The sequence below is a fragment of the Sphingorhabdus profundilacus genome (genome assembly GCF_009769755.1).
In the GTDB taxonomy this organism is placed as follows: domain Bacteria; phylum Pseudomonadota; class Alphaproteobacteria; order Sphingomonadales; family Sphingomonadaceae; genus Sphingorhabdus_B; species Sphingorhabdus_B profundilacus.
The window spans coordinates 986,491-1,000,120 of the sequence record NZ_SDWJ01000002.1; the positions used below are offsets into that span (position 1 = coordinate 986,491).

A 13,630-nucleotide genomic window follows, 5' to 3' on the forward strand; every position below is an offset into this window, starting at 1 on the left:
TCAGGTCAATGTTTTAAAGGCGGAATCAAGATCAGCGATCAGGTCGTCGCTGTCTTCCAATCCGATTTGCAATCGAATCAATGCGCGATCCTTATCCCAAGGAACTTCGGTACGACATTGTTCCGGGTGCACCGGTAACGCAAGGCTTTCAAACCCTCCCCAGCTGTAACCGATACCGAACAGTTCCAGAGCGTCGACAAAGGCGGCAGCTTTCTCTTTTGTCCCGTTAAGAACGAATGAGAATAGCCCCGATGAGCCGCTAAAATCTCGTTTCCATATTTCATGACCCGGGCATTCGGGCAAGGCTGGGTGCAGAACAATTTCCACTTCAGGCCGGTCGCGCAGCCAATGTGCGATTTTAACGGCCGATTTTTCATGCGCTTTCATTCGCACCGCCAAAGTCCGAAGCCCGCGGCTCGCCAGGTAGGCGTCGTCCGGGGAAACGATCTGGCCCAATTGCTGGGCCGTTTGACGCAGCCTCGACCAGAGCCGTTCATGCGTCGTCACGCTGCCGATCATGACATCGCTGTGGCCAACAATATATTTGGTAGCTGCGATGATTGTCATATCCACACCCTTGTCGAGCGCGGTATAGAAGAAAGGTGTGGCCCATGTATTGTCGAGCAATGTAATCACGCCACGCTTTTTTGCCTCCGCACAAATCGCTGGTACATCTTGTACTTCAAATGTCAGGCTGCCCGGTGTTTCAAGCAATATGGCCTTCGTCTTTTCGCAGAACAGTCCGGCGATATCAGCGGTTAGCGGATTGAAATAGCGGGTTTGAACGCCCATTTTTTTCAAAAACCCGTCGGCGAATGCGCGGCTGGGGTCATACGCATTGTCGGTCATTAAAAGGACATCGCCTGGCCGCAATATGGTAAGCAGCGCACATGAAATCGCGGCTACGCCCGATGGGTATAGCATTGTTCCGGCTGCGCCCGGCTCCATCTGCGTCAATGCATCGGCCAGCGACCATTGGGTCGGCGAGCCCCGGCGACCATAAAAAAAACGACCATCTTCATTGCCGCTTTTCCCCGCTTCGAGGGCAGCGACATCGTCGTAAAGATGCGTACTGGCACGCCAAACCGGCACGTTGACGACAGGACCGGTAAAGGTCTTTTTACGCCCGCCCGTGATGATCTGGGTCGCTTTTTTGCGTGGCTTTTCCGGATTCAAGCCGCACCCGTTTCCTTCGGCGTGTCCTTGTCCAGGCCCCATTCGGACCAGCTACCATCATATAGGGCAACGTCTTTCTTGCCGGTCAACCGGGCGCCAAACAATATCACCGCTGCGGTCATACCTGATCCGCACGTTGTAATCATCGGCTTCTCCAGATCGACGCCTGCCTTGTCATAGGCGGCAATCAGGTCGTCACCCTTTTTCCAGGTGCCGTCACTGTTGAACAGGTCGCCAAAGGGAAGATTGCGACTGCCCGGAATATGGCCAGATGCCATATCGGAACGGGGTTCCGCTTCTTCGCCGGTAAAGCGGCCTGCGCCGCGCGCGTCCACTATAACCGCATTTTTGCTGTGTAAATTGGCCAGCATATCGGCTTTCGATTTCACCGCTGAATCGTCTTTCCAGACCGTGAAATGCCGGTGACGCAGCGAAGGCTTGCCGGTTTCGAGAGCGCGGCCCTCGGCCTTCCATTTTGCAATGCCACCGTCAAGTATCGCAACGTCATGGGCACCAAAAAGGGTCAGCATCCACCAGGCCCGTGTTGCAGATTTGAATGGGCTGTCATCATAAACCACGATCCGGCTGCCATCGCCTAACCCGAGAGATTGCATACGGCTGGCGAATTTTTCCGGGGGTGGAAGGGTATTTGGCAAGGCGCTATTGGAATCCGCCAGCTCTTCCAAATCCATGAATACAGCGGTTGGAATATGCCCGCCTTCATATTCTGCCTGTGCGTTACGACCGGCATCGGGCATAAACCAGGTGGCATCAACTACACGTAAATCGGAGGCACCGATTTCATTTGCCAACCAATCGGTGCTTACCAATACTTCCATCTTCAATGTCCTAGCCCGCTGTTTTTGATTCTTGTGCGGTGCAAGATAAAGCGAATTTGCAATCTAGCCAAGTGTTTCCAGAAACTTCCTGGCCTGCACATTCATGGCTGCCTTGTCGGCCTGTGGCATTCGATCCCAATTTTTATATGGCATGGCCATTCGGGGATTATCGCGCAACCGGGCATCATTGCGTGCGATGAAATCCCAATAAAGGGCATTAAACGGGCAGGCATCGGGACCGATCCGTTGCTTCACATCAAAGCGGCAGGAACGGCAATAGTCGGACATCCGGTTAATATACGCCCCACTGGATGCATAAGGTTTGGACGCTACCATACCGCCATCGGCATATTGGCTCATTCCCAAGCTATTCGGCAATTCGACCCATTCATAAGCATCGGCATATACCGCCAGATACCATTTATGAACTTCCGCCGGGTCGATGCCGGCCAAAAGCGCAAAATTACCGGTAATCATGAGCCGTTGGATATGGTGGGCATAGGCAAATTCGATTGTCTGGCCGATGGTTTCTGACAGGCAATGCATATCGGTTTGGCCGGTCCAGTAAAAATCGGGTAGCGGTCGTTTCGCCCCCAGTTCGTTGCGTGTGACATAGTCTGGCCCAGCCAGCCAATAAATCCCGCGTATATATTCCCGCCAGCCGATAATCTGTCGGATAAATCCTTCAGCTGCATTCAGGGGCGCCCGTCCTTGCCGGTATCGTTCTTCGACTTCGTGGCAAAGTTCCAAGGGGTCGAGCAGGCCTGAATTGATATAAGGGGATAGAATCGAATGCCACAGAAACGGCTCTCCACTAAGCATTGCGTCTTGATAATCGCCGAAATGTGCAAGGGCATGGTCAAGAAAATGCGCTTGCTGTCGAAGAGCCTCGGCGCGTGTGACGGCAAAACCGAACCGTTCCATTCGTCCTATATGATGACCGAAACATCTTTCGACGATATCGATAACGTCGCGCGTTATTGCATCGGGCGGAAATGATAGCGGTTGTGGCATCGCGGCATCGCGCGTGGCAGGTTTACGGTTTTCAGCATCGAAATTCCATTGACCGCCCACGGGCTTGTCCCCATCCATCAATAGCCCGGATTTGCGCCGCATATCGCGATAGAAATATTCCATCCGCAATTGTTTCCGCCCTGTGGCCCAAGATTCAAATTCGGCATGGGATGCAAGAAATCGCGTGTCAGGTAAAATATGTACCGCCATGTCAAAGCGGTCACCCCAGCTGTCGATCATGGCTTTTACGCGCCATTCCCCTGCTTCTGACACGCGGATTTGGTCGGGGGCATGTCGTTCGATGGCGCGCGCCAGCTCGCCAGTAAAGCTTCCGCTATTATCCGGCTGTTCATATGTGATATAATCGACCTGCCACCCTTGTGCGCGCAAATAGGCTGCATGATGCCGCATGGCGGAAAATATATAGGCGATTTTCGATTTGTGATGCGGGACATAATTGGCTTCCTCATCAACCTCGACCATCAACAAAATGCTGTTGGATTTTGAAATTCCCTGGAGCGAGGACATTTGCAGGCTGAGTTGATCGCCCAAAATAGGGATGAGGATTTTCACCCTCCGCCCTTAACCGCAGCATTTCAAATAAGGCGATACGGGTTTTCCGGCGTAGCGGCCAGCTTTGCGGCTTGCGTCATGCACATGGCCGCGCACCAACTGGCTTGATAGCATAGCGTTGAAAAGTGGATTTTTGTGATATGAGCTGTTTGCATCAGGCCGCGAAGCAGATAAATGCGCTTTGATGAACGACCAACCTAAAACCGCTTTTTTAGGTCAGCAAAGTGATTTGCCGGCCTCACCTGCACAGGCGCGGCTCGACTATGTTCCTAACCCCCGGCCCGGCACGCTTTATCTGACGCGCTTTGCCGTGCCGGAATTTACATCGCTTTGCCCCGTGACAGGGCAACCGGATTTTGCCCATCTTGTGATCGATTATGCCCCCAATGCGACGATTGTGGAGTCAAAATCGCTGAAGCTTTTTCTTGGCTCATTTCGCAATCATGCCGCTTTTCATGAAGATTGCACGGTCGGAATAGGGCAGCGACTGTTCGACGAAATGAAGCCCCACTGGCTCAGAATCGGGGGATATTGGTATCCGCGTGGCGGCATACCAATTGATATATTCTGGCAGTCAGATGCACCTCCAAAGACGCTTTGGTTGCCCGATCAGGGGGTCGCGCCTTATCGCGGGCGCGGTTGATTATTTGAACAAGCTGCCCAAAATACCCCGGATGAGCGATTTGCCGAGCGAACCTGCCAACTGACGGCCGACCGAAGTTGCTGCCGATCGCGCGGCCGATTGCACCATTTTCTCGGCCATTCCGGGCTTGGCCGCCTCTCGCGCGGCGATAGCCTGCTGCCGGGCCAACTCTTTCGCCGCCGCCGCATCTGATTTGGCCTGTTCCTTGGCTGCGGCTGCGGCTTGTTTATCCGCTGCTGCCTGCGCCTTTGCTTCATCCGCCGCCGCGGCTGCTTGGGCGCCCTTGGCGGCGAGAATTTCCTCGGCGGATTCCCGATCAATCAGCATGTCATACTTATCGCCAATCGCATCGGTCTGGATCATGATGCCGCGCTCTTGCGGCGTGAGCGGCCCTACGCGGCTGGCTGGCGCTTTTATCAATGTGCGCTGAACGATTGAGGGAGAACCATCTGGTTGAAGCAATGATACCAGCGCCTCACCAATTTTCAGTTCGGTAATAATTTGGGCGACGTCGATATCAGGATTGGGCCTGAATGTTTCGGCGGCTGATTTCACCGCCTGTTGGTCACGGGGTGTAAAGGCGTTCAGCTTGTGCTGAATGCGATTGTTAAGTTGGGCCGCGACTGTGTCCGGAATGTCGACCGGGTTCTGGGTGATGAAGTAAACACCGATGCCTTTCGACCGGATCAGCCGCACGACCTGCTCGATTTTTTCAAGCAACGCCTTGGGCGCGTCGTTAAACAATAAGTGCGCCTCGTCAAAAAAGAACACTAACTTCGGCTTTTCGGGGTCGCCAACTTCGGGGAAATTTTCGAACAATTCCGATAAAAGCCAAAGGAGGAATGTCGAATATAGCTTTGGACTGGCCATGAGTTTGTCTGCGGCCAGTATGTTTACGATGCCCCGGCCAGCATCATCAATTTTAACAAAATCGATCAGTTCCAGCGAAGGTTCGCCAAAGAAATGTTCTCCACCTTGGCTGCGAAGCTGGAGCAGCGACCTCTGGATGCTTCCGACAGACTGTTTGGAAATATTGCCATATTCCAGTGTCAGCTGGTCGGCGCGTTCGCCGCAATGGACCAGCATTGCCTGCAAATCATCCAGGTCGAGCATCAACAGCCCATCCTTGTCTGCGACATGAAAGGCGATCGTCAGCACGCCTTCCTGCACTTCGTTCAAGTCCATCAGGCGTGACAAAAGCAGGGGTCCCATTTCGGAAACAGTCGTCCGGATGGGATGGCCTTGTTCGCCAAACAAATCCCAAAATTGCGTCGGATTGTCTTTATAGGCCCAGCCTTCCTGACCGATTTCGGCCGCTCTGCCTGCGAAAATTTCGTGCGTTTTGCTTTGGGGTGATCCGGCCATCGCCATGCCCGCCAGGTCGCCTTTTACGTCGGCGACAAAAGTAGGGACACCGGCAATGGAAAAGCCTTCAACCAATCCTTGCAAAGTGACAGTTTTGCCGGTGCCCGTCGCACCTGCGATCAAGCCGTGACGATTGGCTCGTTTGAGGTTGAGCAATTCTGGACCATTTGCACTCTTGCCGATAAAAATACCGTCCATATCACCTTCCCGTCATTTTCAATGTCTATTCAGGACAACTACGGACAGCCTCGAAGGTCAAGTAAATCCTGCGATGCTTTGTAAACTCAGTGCGTGGGTCGAAACCCGAAGTCTTTGGAAGCCTTTCGTCGGGAATAGAGAATCGTTCGTCGCAAAATATTACGAAAGTCATATCGCACAGCAACTTAGCCAATTATCGGGTGAATATGTTCTATCAAAATGCAAAATATCTCAGGTTTTTCCGATCAACAGGGGGCGCGGCCATTGCCTGGTTGGCGATCGTGTCCATGCTGACAGCATGTGTGGCTGCCGATCCACTGCCACTTCCCAAACCGAAGACAAATGCCCCCATTTCCAAACCGGCCGCAAAGCCATCACTTGCGTCAATTCCAAAGCCGCCACCGCCTGTCTCACCAAAGCCAGCAGCAGTCCCGCCCATAGGTCTGGAAAATCTGATTCAGGAACAGTGGAAACAATTTCCCGGAAAGACCGGCGTTGCGATCTTGCGTATCGATGGCGGTGAATGGGTCATCGGTCGGCGTCTGGATGAACTGTTTCCACAGCAAAGCGTTTCCAAAACATGGGTTGCATTGACCATTTTGGACCTTGTCGATCAGGGCAAGCTTCGTCTCGATCAGAAAGTCAGGATCACCGCTGATGATATTGCGGTTTTCCACCAGCCAATTCGCGAACGTGTGTTGGCAAAGGGCCCCATAGATGAAAGTGTCCAGAGCCTTTTGGAGCAATCGATTACCGCGAGTGACAATACTGCCAACGACTCTTTGTTGCGTACCGCCGGTGGTCCGCAAGTGGTGAGGTCCTTTATTGCACGGAAAAAACTAGGCGCGATCCGATTTGGCCCCGGTGAACGCGTGATGCAAAGTGAAATTGCCGGACTTCAATGGAAGCAGGAATATTCGGTTGGGCGGCGCTTCTATTCTGCCCGGGAAGAATTGCCATTGGCGCAACGAAAGGCCGCGCTTGATCGCTATTTGGCGGATCCTGTCGATGGCGCGTCGCCCGTAGCCATCGTGCGTGCTCTCGGCAAATTGGCGCGTGGTGAACTTCTCTCGCCGACATCTACCCGGCTACTTCTTGATATCATGTCTCGGACGAGCAGCGGCCCCAATCGCTTGAAGGCGGGTGTTCCTGTGGGTTGGAAATTTGTACATAAGACAGGAACCGGACAGATTCTGTCGCCCATATCCACGGGCTATAATGATATAGGCATTATGACGGCGCCCGACGGAACGCGCTATGCCATGGCGGTCATGATAGGAAGTACAACCGCATCCATCCCGGAACGAATGGCATTCATGCAATTTGTGTCGCGAACCGTGGCTACATATCACCAGCGATAAGGACTGTTTCCGACTTCAGATTACCGTTCCGAATTTACGGTTTGGTTGGGATCGGTTTCATCATCCAGCTCTGTGGCTGCCTTGTCCAGCATTTGCGAGTCTTCGGACGTTAAGCCGTTCGTTTCGGGCTCGGATGCATCCGGACTGCAGGCAGCCGTAAAGACAAGACACATCAATATCAGAAAGCAGCGTGGGGCCATGCTGGTGCCCTCCAGGGTATTTTGGCAACAAAAAGGCCGCCCTGAAAACAGGACGGCCCTTTTTATCAGCTTGCGCTGAAAGTGCGAAATTACTTCGCAGCTTCCTTAGCAGCGTCAGCCATTTCGCCAGCCTTAGAAGCAGCGTCACCGGCCTTGTCGGCCATTTCGCCGGCCTTATCGGCCATTTCGCCAGTCTTGTCGGCCATTTCACCAGCCTTATCGGCCATTTCGCCGGTTGCAGCAGTGGCGTCAGCGCCTTCTACAGCAGTGTCAGCAGTTTCGGTGGTAGCTTCTGCAGTTGCGTCAGCAGCTTCAGTGGTAGCTTCTTCAGCGCCCGAGCATGCAGCCAGGCCGAGCGAAGCGGCGAGAACGAGAGATACAGCAATTTTCTTCATTTGGGAAAACCCCCTAGCAAAACTTATTGAAAACCTGACAGGCGCAATGCACGAATGCAAATGCGACTGCGGTTTGTTCCTCTAGACGCTTCAATTTTTCATGGCAATCGGGTTTTTGCAGCTAATGCGGCCAGTGTCGCTATATTTGGGTTAAACTCTACCTTAATGGTAGAAAACATGGCCAATTTGAGCCAATTGACAGCATATAAAGATTTCTTTATATGCCCCGGTTATGATTGATTTGCTCGACATAATGCGTGCTTTAGCAGACCCGACGCGATTGCGAATCGTGTTTTTGGCGCTGCGACTGGAGCTTTCTGTCGGTGAATTGGTGCAGATTCTGGGGCAAAGCCAGCCCCGCGTTTCCCGTCATATCAGAATATTGGATGAAGCAGGGATTTTAAAGCGCCGCAAGGAAGGAAGTTGGGTTTTCATGCGGCCAGGGCCAGTGTTGAGTGACGGCAAATTGGCCCCGTTGTTCGCAGATGTCGACATCAGCCACGCAAGGGCTTTTCAGCGCGACCTGCAGAAACTGGATGAAGTCAGGGCGGCGCGCACCCAGATGGCGGCAGAATATTTTGCTGTTCATGCCAAAGAATGGGATTCTCTGCGTTCGCTTCATGTTGCGGAGTCAGAAGTCGAGCAGGCTATAAGCAGGATTTTGCGATCCGCCCCCCTGGGGTCTGTTCTGGATGTAGGAACAGGTACCGGACGGATGATGGAATTGTTTGCCGCCGAAGCCCGCCATTTTGTCGCGCTTGACAACAGCTCTGACATGCTGCGGCTTGCCCGCGCCAAACTGGGCACTATGGACGGCGATATTGCCGCAAAAGTTGATGTTCTATTAGGGGATTTCAACCATTTGGCCTTTGATGATGGTATGTTTGACACCATTTTATTCCATCAGGTTTTGCATTATGCCCAGCATCCCGAAGGCGTCTTGGCCGAGGCGGCGCGGGTACTTGCACCTTCGGGCCGGATCGTGATTGTTGATTTTGCCGCACATGACCGCGAAGAATTGCGGACTGTGCATGCCCATGCGCGACTTGGTTTTGCCGATGAGCTGATCGCAGACGCCTTTCGCGATAACGGTATTCGGCTGACGCAACATCTTGCGCTGGATGGTGGCGCGTTGGCGGTCAAATTATGGCTCGGCCAAAAACAAGACATAGCACCTAGAATCGAACATTCAAATTTAAGGATCGTTGCATGATTTTCCCCTTTGCTCAAATGCAGGAAGCTAGCCGGGCATTGGCGGACCCCTTATTTGCGGGACTGTCCGGTGATTGTGAAATCAGTTTCGAATTTTTCCCGCCCAAAACGGAAAAGATGGAAGAACAATTGTGGGAATCGGTGGTTACATTGGCGCCGCTGGCCCCGCGTTTTGTGTCAGTCACTTATGGTGCTGGCGGAACAACCCGCGAAAGGACACACAATACAGTTGCACGCATTGCGAAGGAAACGCGTATACCGGCTGCAGCGCATCTGACATGTGTGGACGCCTCCAAGGCCGAAATTGCCGACGTCGCCAACGCCTATTGGCAGGCAGGCGTGCGCCATATCGTTGCATTGCGGGGCGATGCACCCAATGCCGATGGCAAGTTCATACCTCATCCCGACGGCTATGCCAGTGCCGCGGAATTGGTCGAAGGTTTGCATAAGCTGCATCCGTTTGAAATTTCAGTGAGCGCGTATCCCGAAACCCACCCAGAGGCGGCATCCCCAGCAACCGACATTGATTTTTTGAAACGCAAGCTGGACGCAGGAGCCAGCCGGGCGATCACCCAATTCTTTTTTGAACCAGAAACCTTTTTCCGTTTCCGTGATGCCGTTGCGGCGGCGGGGATCAATGCCGAGATTGTCCCGGGGATCATGCCTGTTTCTAACTTTTCGGCAATTACCCGCATGTCCAATATGACGGGCACCGCGATTCCTGCGTGGATGGCGCATTTATTTGAAGGGCTGGATGACCATCCCCCGGCGCGGCAACTGGTGGCGGCGACCATTGCTGCTGAAATGTGCCGCCGTCTTTATGCAGGCGGGGTGCGTGATTTCCACTTTTACACACTTAACCGCGCGGAATTGTCTTACGCGATTTGTCATCTCCTGGGCAAACGCCCGGTTCCCGCAGTTCAGGAGAAAGCGGCATGAGCGCACGCGCAGAATTTTCCGCCCGCGCGTCAAGGCAGATCATGGTTTTTGACGGTGGCTATGGTACCGCGATTCAGGCTTATAAACTGTCGGAAGCAGATTATCGTGGCGCGCTGGAACTGACCCACGACCAAAAAGGTAATAATGACCTGCTTTCAATTACCCGGCCCGATGTCGTGGAGGCTATTCACATGGCCTATCTGGACGCCGGCGCCGATATGATCGAAACCAATACGTTCAGCGGCACAAAAATCAGCATGGCAGATTATGGCTGCGAACATCTGGTCCGGGAATTAAATCTTGAATCAGCGAAACTCGCGCGGGCCTGTTGCGTTGCGGCTGAAGCGAAAAATGGAATCAGGCGTTTCGTTGCAGGCTCGATCGGTCCGACAAACAAAACCCTTTCGCTCTCTCCCGATGTCAATGATCCTGGCTATCGCGAGATTGATTTTGACTATCTTAAGGATGTCTATCGTGAACAATGTGACGCGCTGATCGAAGGCGGTGTGGACTTTTTGTTGATCGAAACGATATTCGATACCTTGAACGCCAAATGTGCGGCGATGGCGGCGCAAGAGGCCGCTGCGGCTTCGGGGCGCGACGTGCCTTTGATGATTTCTATGACAATCACCGACATGGCAGGCCGCAATCTTTCAGGGCACACGGTAGAGGCATTCTGGGGCGCTATCCGGCATGTCAAGCCGTTGACCGTGGGGCTGAACTGTTCGTTCGGTGCCGATCTATTGCGGCCGCATCTGGCTGCCTTGTCTAAACAGGCTGACACGCTTGTCATGGCCTATCCGAATGCCGGGTTGCCAAACGACCTGGCGGAATATGACGAATTGCCCGAAACTACCGCCCAACTGATCGGGCAATGGCTCGACGACGGATTGGTCAATATCGTGGGTGGATGCTGCGGCACGACGCCGGCGCATATCGCAGCGATTGCCAAAGCTGTCGAAGATCGCGCACCACGTCGAATTCCCCAAGCCGCTATTGTGACCCGACTGGCCGGTCTTGAACCCTTCATCATGTCCGCCTGAGCAAGAAAAGATATTATGACTTCATCCTCTGCCCGCTTCGTCAATATTGGCGAACGCACCAACGTTACCGGTAGCGCCAAGTTCAAAAAGCTCATCCTTGCCGGTGATTATGAAGCCGCCGTCGAGGTGGCGCGTGATCAGGTCGAAAATGGCGCGCAGATTATCGACATCAACATGGATGAAGGTCTGCTTGACGCGCATGAGGCAATGACGACCTTTATCAAACGGATCGCGGCCGAACCCGATATTGCGCGTGTGCCATTGATGATCGACAGTTCGAAATGGAGTGTTATCGAAGCAGGGCTGAAATGTGTTTCGGGTAAGCCCATCGTCAATTCCATATCTATGAAAGAGGGCGAAGAGCAGTTTTTGTATCATGCCCGGCTGTGCATGGCTTATGGCGCAGCAGTCGTCGTGATGGCCTTTGATGAAACGGGTCAGGCCGACACCAAAGAGCGTAAGGTCGAAATCTGCAAGCGTGCCTATGACCTGTTGACCGGCATCGGCTTTCCGCCCGAAGATATCATTTTTGACCCCAACATCTTTGCTGTCGCCACCGGCATTGAAGAACATAATAATTACGGCGTCGATTTTATCGAGGCGCTGAAGGAACTGCGGATCCTTTGCCCCCACGCCCATTATTCGGGCGGACTGTCCAACCTGTCATTTTCGTTCCGGGGTAATGAACCGGTCCGACGGGCAATGCACTCGATATTTTTATACCACGCTATTCCAGCCGGTTTGGACATGGCTATCGTGAACGCCGGGCAGCTTGATATCTACGACGATATTGACCCGGAACTGCGTGTGGCATGTGAAGATGTCATTCTGAATAGCGATCCTGATGCGACCGAGCGGCTCATCACTTTGGCCGAAAAATATCGCGGAACCGACGTGGCACAGGAAAAGGCAGAGGCTGAATGGCGCGGCTGGGAGGTCAAGAAGCGGCTCGAACATGCGCTGGTCAAAGGTATCGACGCCCATATTGTCGACGACACGGAAGAAGCGCGGCTCGCAATAAAAAGCGCGGGCGGACGACCGATCGAGGTTATCGAAGGGCCGTTGATGGACGGCATGAATGTCGTCGGCGACCTGTTCGGATCAGGCAAGATGTTCCTGCCCCAAGTGGTGAAATCTGCCCGGGTCATGAAAAAGGCCGTTGCCCATCTTTTCCCCTATATCGAAGCGGAAAAGGAAGTGGGTGCCAAGGGTAAGGGCAAGATCATCATGGCGACGGTCAAGGGTGACGTGCATGATATTGGCAAGAATATCGTCGGCGTCGTTTTGCAATGCAACGGGTTTGAAATTGTCGATTTGGGCGTCATGGTTCCTTGGTCCGAAATCCTGAAAGCCGCAAACGAGAATGATGCCGACATGATCGGCCTTTCGGGCCTTATCACCCCGTCATTGGACGAAATGGTCACCGTTGCCGAAGAAATGCAGAAGGCCGGGATGACCATGCCGTTGATGATTGGTGGTGCAACCACATCGAAGACCCATACGGCGCTGCGGATCGAGCCGGTGTATTCCGGGCCAGTCATCCATGTCCTTGATGCATCGCGTGCAGTAGGGGTAGCAGGCACATTGGTCAGCGATACGATGGCGGAAAAATTTGTCGCTGATACACGCGAAGAATATGAACATATCCGGGTTGCCCGCGCCGGTAAAACGGCCAAACCGCTCGCCACATTGGAAGAAGCCCGCGCCAACGCGTTTGAATTGGACGAGACGCTGAAGCCATCTGCGCCGCGTCATCCGGGCGTTCATGCCTATGATGACTGGGATTTGGCCGATCTTCGCAAATATATCGACTGGACCCCCTTTTTCCGCGCGTGGGAATTGCATGGCAATTATCCCGATATCTTGACTGACCCGATCGTCGGAGAAAGTGCGACCAACCTGTTCGCTGACGCGCAGGCAATGCTCGACAAGATTGTAAATGAAAAATGGCTGCGGGCCAAAGGGGTGGCGGGCCTGTGGCCATGCACGAGGAAGGGGGATGATATCATCATCCACCTTGATGACGAAAGCCATGTGAAATTGCCATTTCTGCGGCAGCAGGTGGCCAAGCGCGAAGGCCGGGCCAATATGTGCCTTGCCGATTTCATCAGCCCGAATGGTGACTGGATCGGCGGCTTTGCCGTTACCTCCGGGCACGGCATCGGTACGCATCTGGCTGAGTTCAAGGCGCATATCGACGACTATTCCGACATCATGCTGAAGGCGCTGGCCGACCGGCTGGCCGAAGCCTTTGCCGAACGGATGCATGAGCATGTGCGTAAAGATCTGTGGGGATATGCCCCGGATGAACAGTTCACGATGGAAGCCCTCAACCGTGAGGAATATCGCGGCATTCGTCCGGCGCCGGGCTATCCCGCCTGTCCGGACCACAGTCTGAAGCCGATTTTGTTCGACCTGCTTGATGCCACGCATAAGACTGGCATCACGCTGACCGAGAGTTTTGCGATGTTGCCGACCGCTGCGGTAAGCGGATTTTATTTCGGCCATCCACAATCGGAATATTTCGGTGTGGCGCGGATCGGCGAAGACCAGGTGTCTGAATATGCAGCGCGGCGCGGTGTCGATATGGAAACTGCGACCCGCTGGTTGCGGCCCAACCTTAACCAGTAAACCCGCCGCTGTCTCTCAAAGGGACGGCGGCCCCGAATAGC

Annotated in this window: 11 protein-coding genes; 6 read left to right on the top strand and 5 right to left on the bottom strand. The window is 53.7% G+C overall.

The features are described 5' to 3' along the window. The 3 genes from metC to EUU23_RS12495 form a co-directional block, all read right to left on the bottom strand. Nucleotides 1–1,218: a cystathionine beta-lyase gene (gene metC / locus EUU23_RS12485; protein ID WP_160354405.1), complete on the bottom strand. Its 1,218-nt coding sequence runs from the start codon at nt 1,216–1,218 to the stop codon at nt 1–3. Then, nucleotides 1,173–2,015: a 3-mercaptopyruvate sulfurtransferase gene (gene sseA, locus EUU23_RS12490; protein ID WP_160354406.1), complete on the bottom strand. Its 843-nt coding sequence runs from the start codon at nt 2,013–2,015 to the stop codon at nt 1,173–1,175. Before sseA ends, metC begins: the two co-directional genes overlap by 46 nt. A 63-nt stretch (nt 2,016–2,078) precedes the next feature. Next, nucleotides 2,079–3,602 carry a cryptochrome/photolyase family protein gene (locus EUU23_RS12495; RefSeq protein WP_160354407.1) on the bottom strand — a complete coding sequence of 508 codons (1,524 nt, stop codon included), beginning with the start codon at nt 3,600–3,602 and terminating at the stop codon, nt 2,079–2,081. 184 nt (nt 3,603–3,786) lie between these two features. Between EUU23_RS12495 and queF the strand changes: the two genes are divergently transcribed. After that, nucleotides 3,787–4,245: a preQ(1) synthase gene (gene queF, locus EUU23_RS12500; protein ID WP_160354408.1), complete on the top strand. Its 459-nt coding sequence runs from the start codon at nt 3,787–3,789 to the stop codon at nt 4,243–4,245. On the opposite strand, the gene EUU23_RS12505 is transcribed toward queF, so the two are convergent. Further along, a complete protein-coding gene (locus tag EUU23_RS12505; RefSeq protein WP_160354409.1) occupies nt 4,246–5,808 on the bottom strand; it encodes a helicase HerA-like domain-containing protein in 1,563 nt (520 codons plus the stop codon). Nucleotides 5,809–6,014: 206 nt separating this feature from the next. On the opposite strand from EUU23_RS12505, the gene EUU23_RS12510 reads away from it, so the two are divergent. Next, nucleotides 6,015–7,169, top strand: coding sequence for a serine hydrolase (locus EUU23_RS12510; protein ID WP_160354410.1), 1,155 nt, complete (start codon nt 6,015–6,017; stop codon nt 7,167–7,169). A 289-nt stretch (nt 7,170–7,458) separates the two neighbouring features. Here the strand turns inward: EUU23_RS12510 and EUU23_RS12515 are convergent, their stop codons facing one another. After that, nucleotides 7,459–7,764, bottom strand: coding sequence for a hypothetical protein (locus tag EUU23_RS12515; RefSeq protein WP_160354411.1), 306 nt, complete (start codon nt 7,762–7,764; stop codon nt 7,459–7,461). 232 nt (nt 7,765–7,996) lie between these two features. Between EUU23_RS12515 and EUU23_RS12520 the strand changes: the two genes are divergently transcribed. From EUU23_RS12520 to metH, 4 genes are read left to right on the top strand one after another with little or no spacing between them, the layout of a single operon-like run. After that, nucleotides 7,997–8,977, top strand: a complete 981-nt coding sequence (locus EUU23_RS12520) for an ArsR/SmtB family transcription factor (protein ID WP_160354412.1) — start codon at nt 7,997–7,999, stop codon at nt 8,975–8,977. Beyond that, nucleotides 8,974–9,915: a methylenetetrahydrofolate reductase gene (gene metF / locus EUU23_RS12525; protein WP_425505115.1), complete on the top strand. Its 942-nt coding sequence runs from the start codon at nt 8,974–8,976 to the stop codon at nt 9,913–9,915. The genes EUU23_RS12520 and metF overlap by 4 nt, the downstream gene beginning before the upstream one ends. Continuing rightward, on the top strand, nt 9,912–10,958 hold the full coding sequence (locus tag EUU23_RS12530; protein WP_160354413.1) for a homocysteine S-methyltransferase family protein: 1,047 nt from the start codon (nt 9,912–9,914) through the stop codon (nt 10,956–10,958). The genes metF and EUU23_RS12530 overlap by 4 nt, the downstream gene beginning before the upstream one ends. Before the next feature lie 15 nt (nt 10,959–10,973). Then, a complete protein-coding gene (gene metH / locus EUU23_RS12535; RefSeq protein ID WP_160354414.1) occupies nt 10,974–13,589 on the top strand; it encodes a methionine synthase in 2,616 nt (871 codons plus the stop codon). Nucleotides 13,590–13,630 lie beyond the last annotated feature (41 nt).

Coding starts and splice junctions, on each gene's coding strand:
- metH (WP_160354414.1), top strand. CDS start 10,974: ATGACTTCATCCTCTGCCCGCTTCGTCAATATTGGCGAACGCACCAAC.
- EUU23_RS12505 (WP_160354409.1), bottom strand. CDS start 5,808: ATGGACGGTATTTTTATCGGCAAGAGTGCAAATGGTCCAGAATTGCTC.
- sseA (WP_160354406.1), bottom strand. CDS start 2,015: ATGGAAGTATTGGTAAGCACCGATTGGTTGGCAAATGAAATCGGTGCC.
- EUU23_RS12510 (WP_160354410.1), top strand. CDS start 6,015: ATGTTCTATCAAAATGCAAAATATCTCAGGTTTTTCCGATCAACAGGG.
- EUU23_RS12515 (WP_160354411.1), bottom strand. CDS start 7,764: ATGAAGAAAATTGCTGTATCTCTCGTTCTCGCCGCTTCGCTCGGCCTG.
- metF (WP_425505115.1), top strand. CDS start 8,974: ATGATTTTCCCCTTTGCTCAAATGCAGGAAGCTAGCCGGGCATTGGCG.
- EUU23_RS12520 (WP_160354412.1), top strand. CDS start 7,997: ATGATTGATTTGCTCGACATAATGCGTGCTTTAGCAGACCCGACGCGA.
- EUU23_RS12530 (WP_160354413.1), top strand. CDS start 9,912: ATGAGCGCACGCGCAGAATTTTCCGCCCGCGCGTCAAGGCAGATCATG.
- queF (WP_160354408.1), top strand. CDS start 3,787: ATGAACGACCAACCTAAAACCGCTTTTTTAGGTCAGCAAAGTGATTTG.
- metC (WP_160354405.1), bottom strand. CDS start 1,218: ATGGGGCCTGGACAAGGACACGCCGAAGGAAACGGGTGCGGCTTGAAT.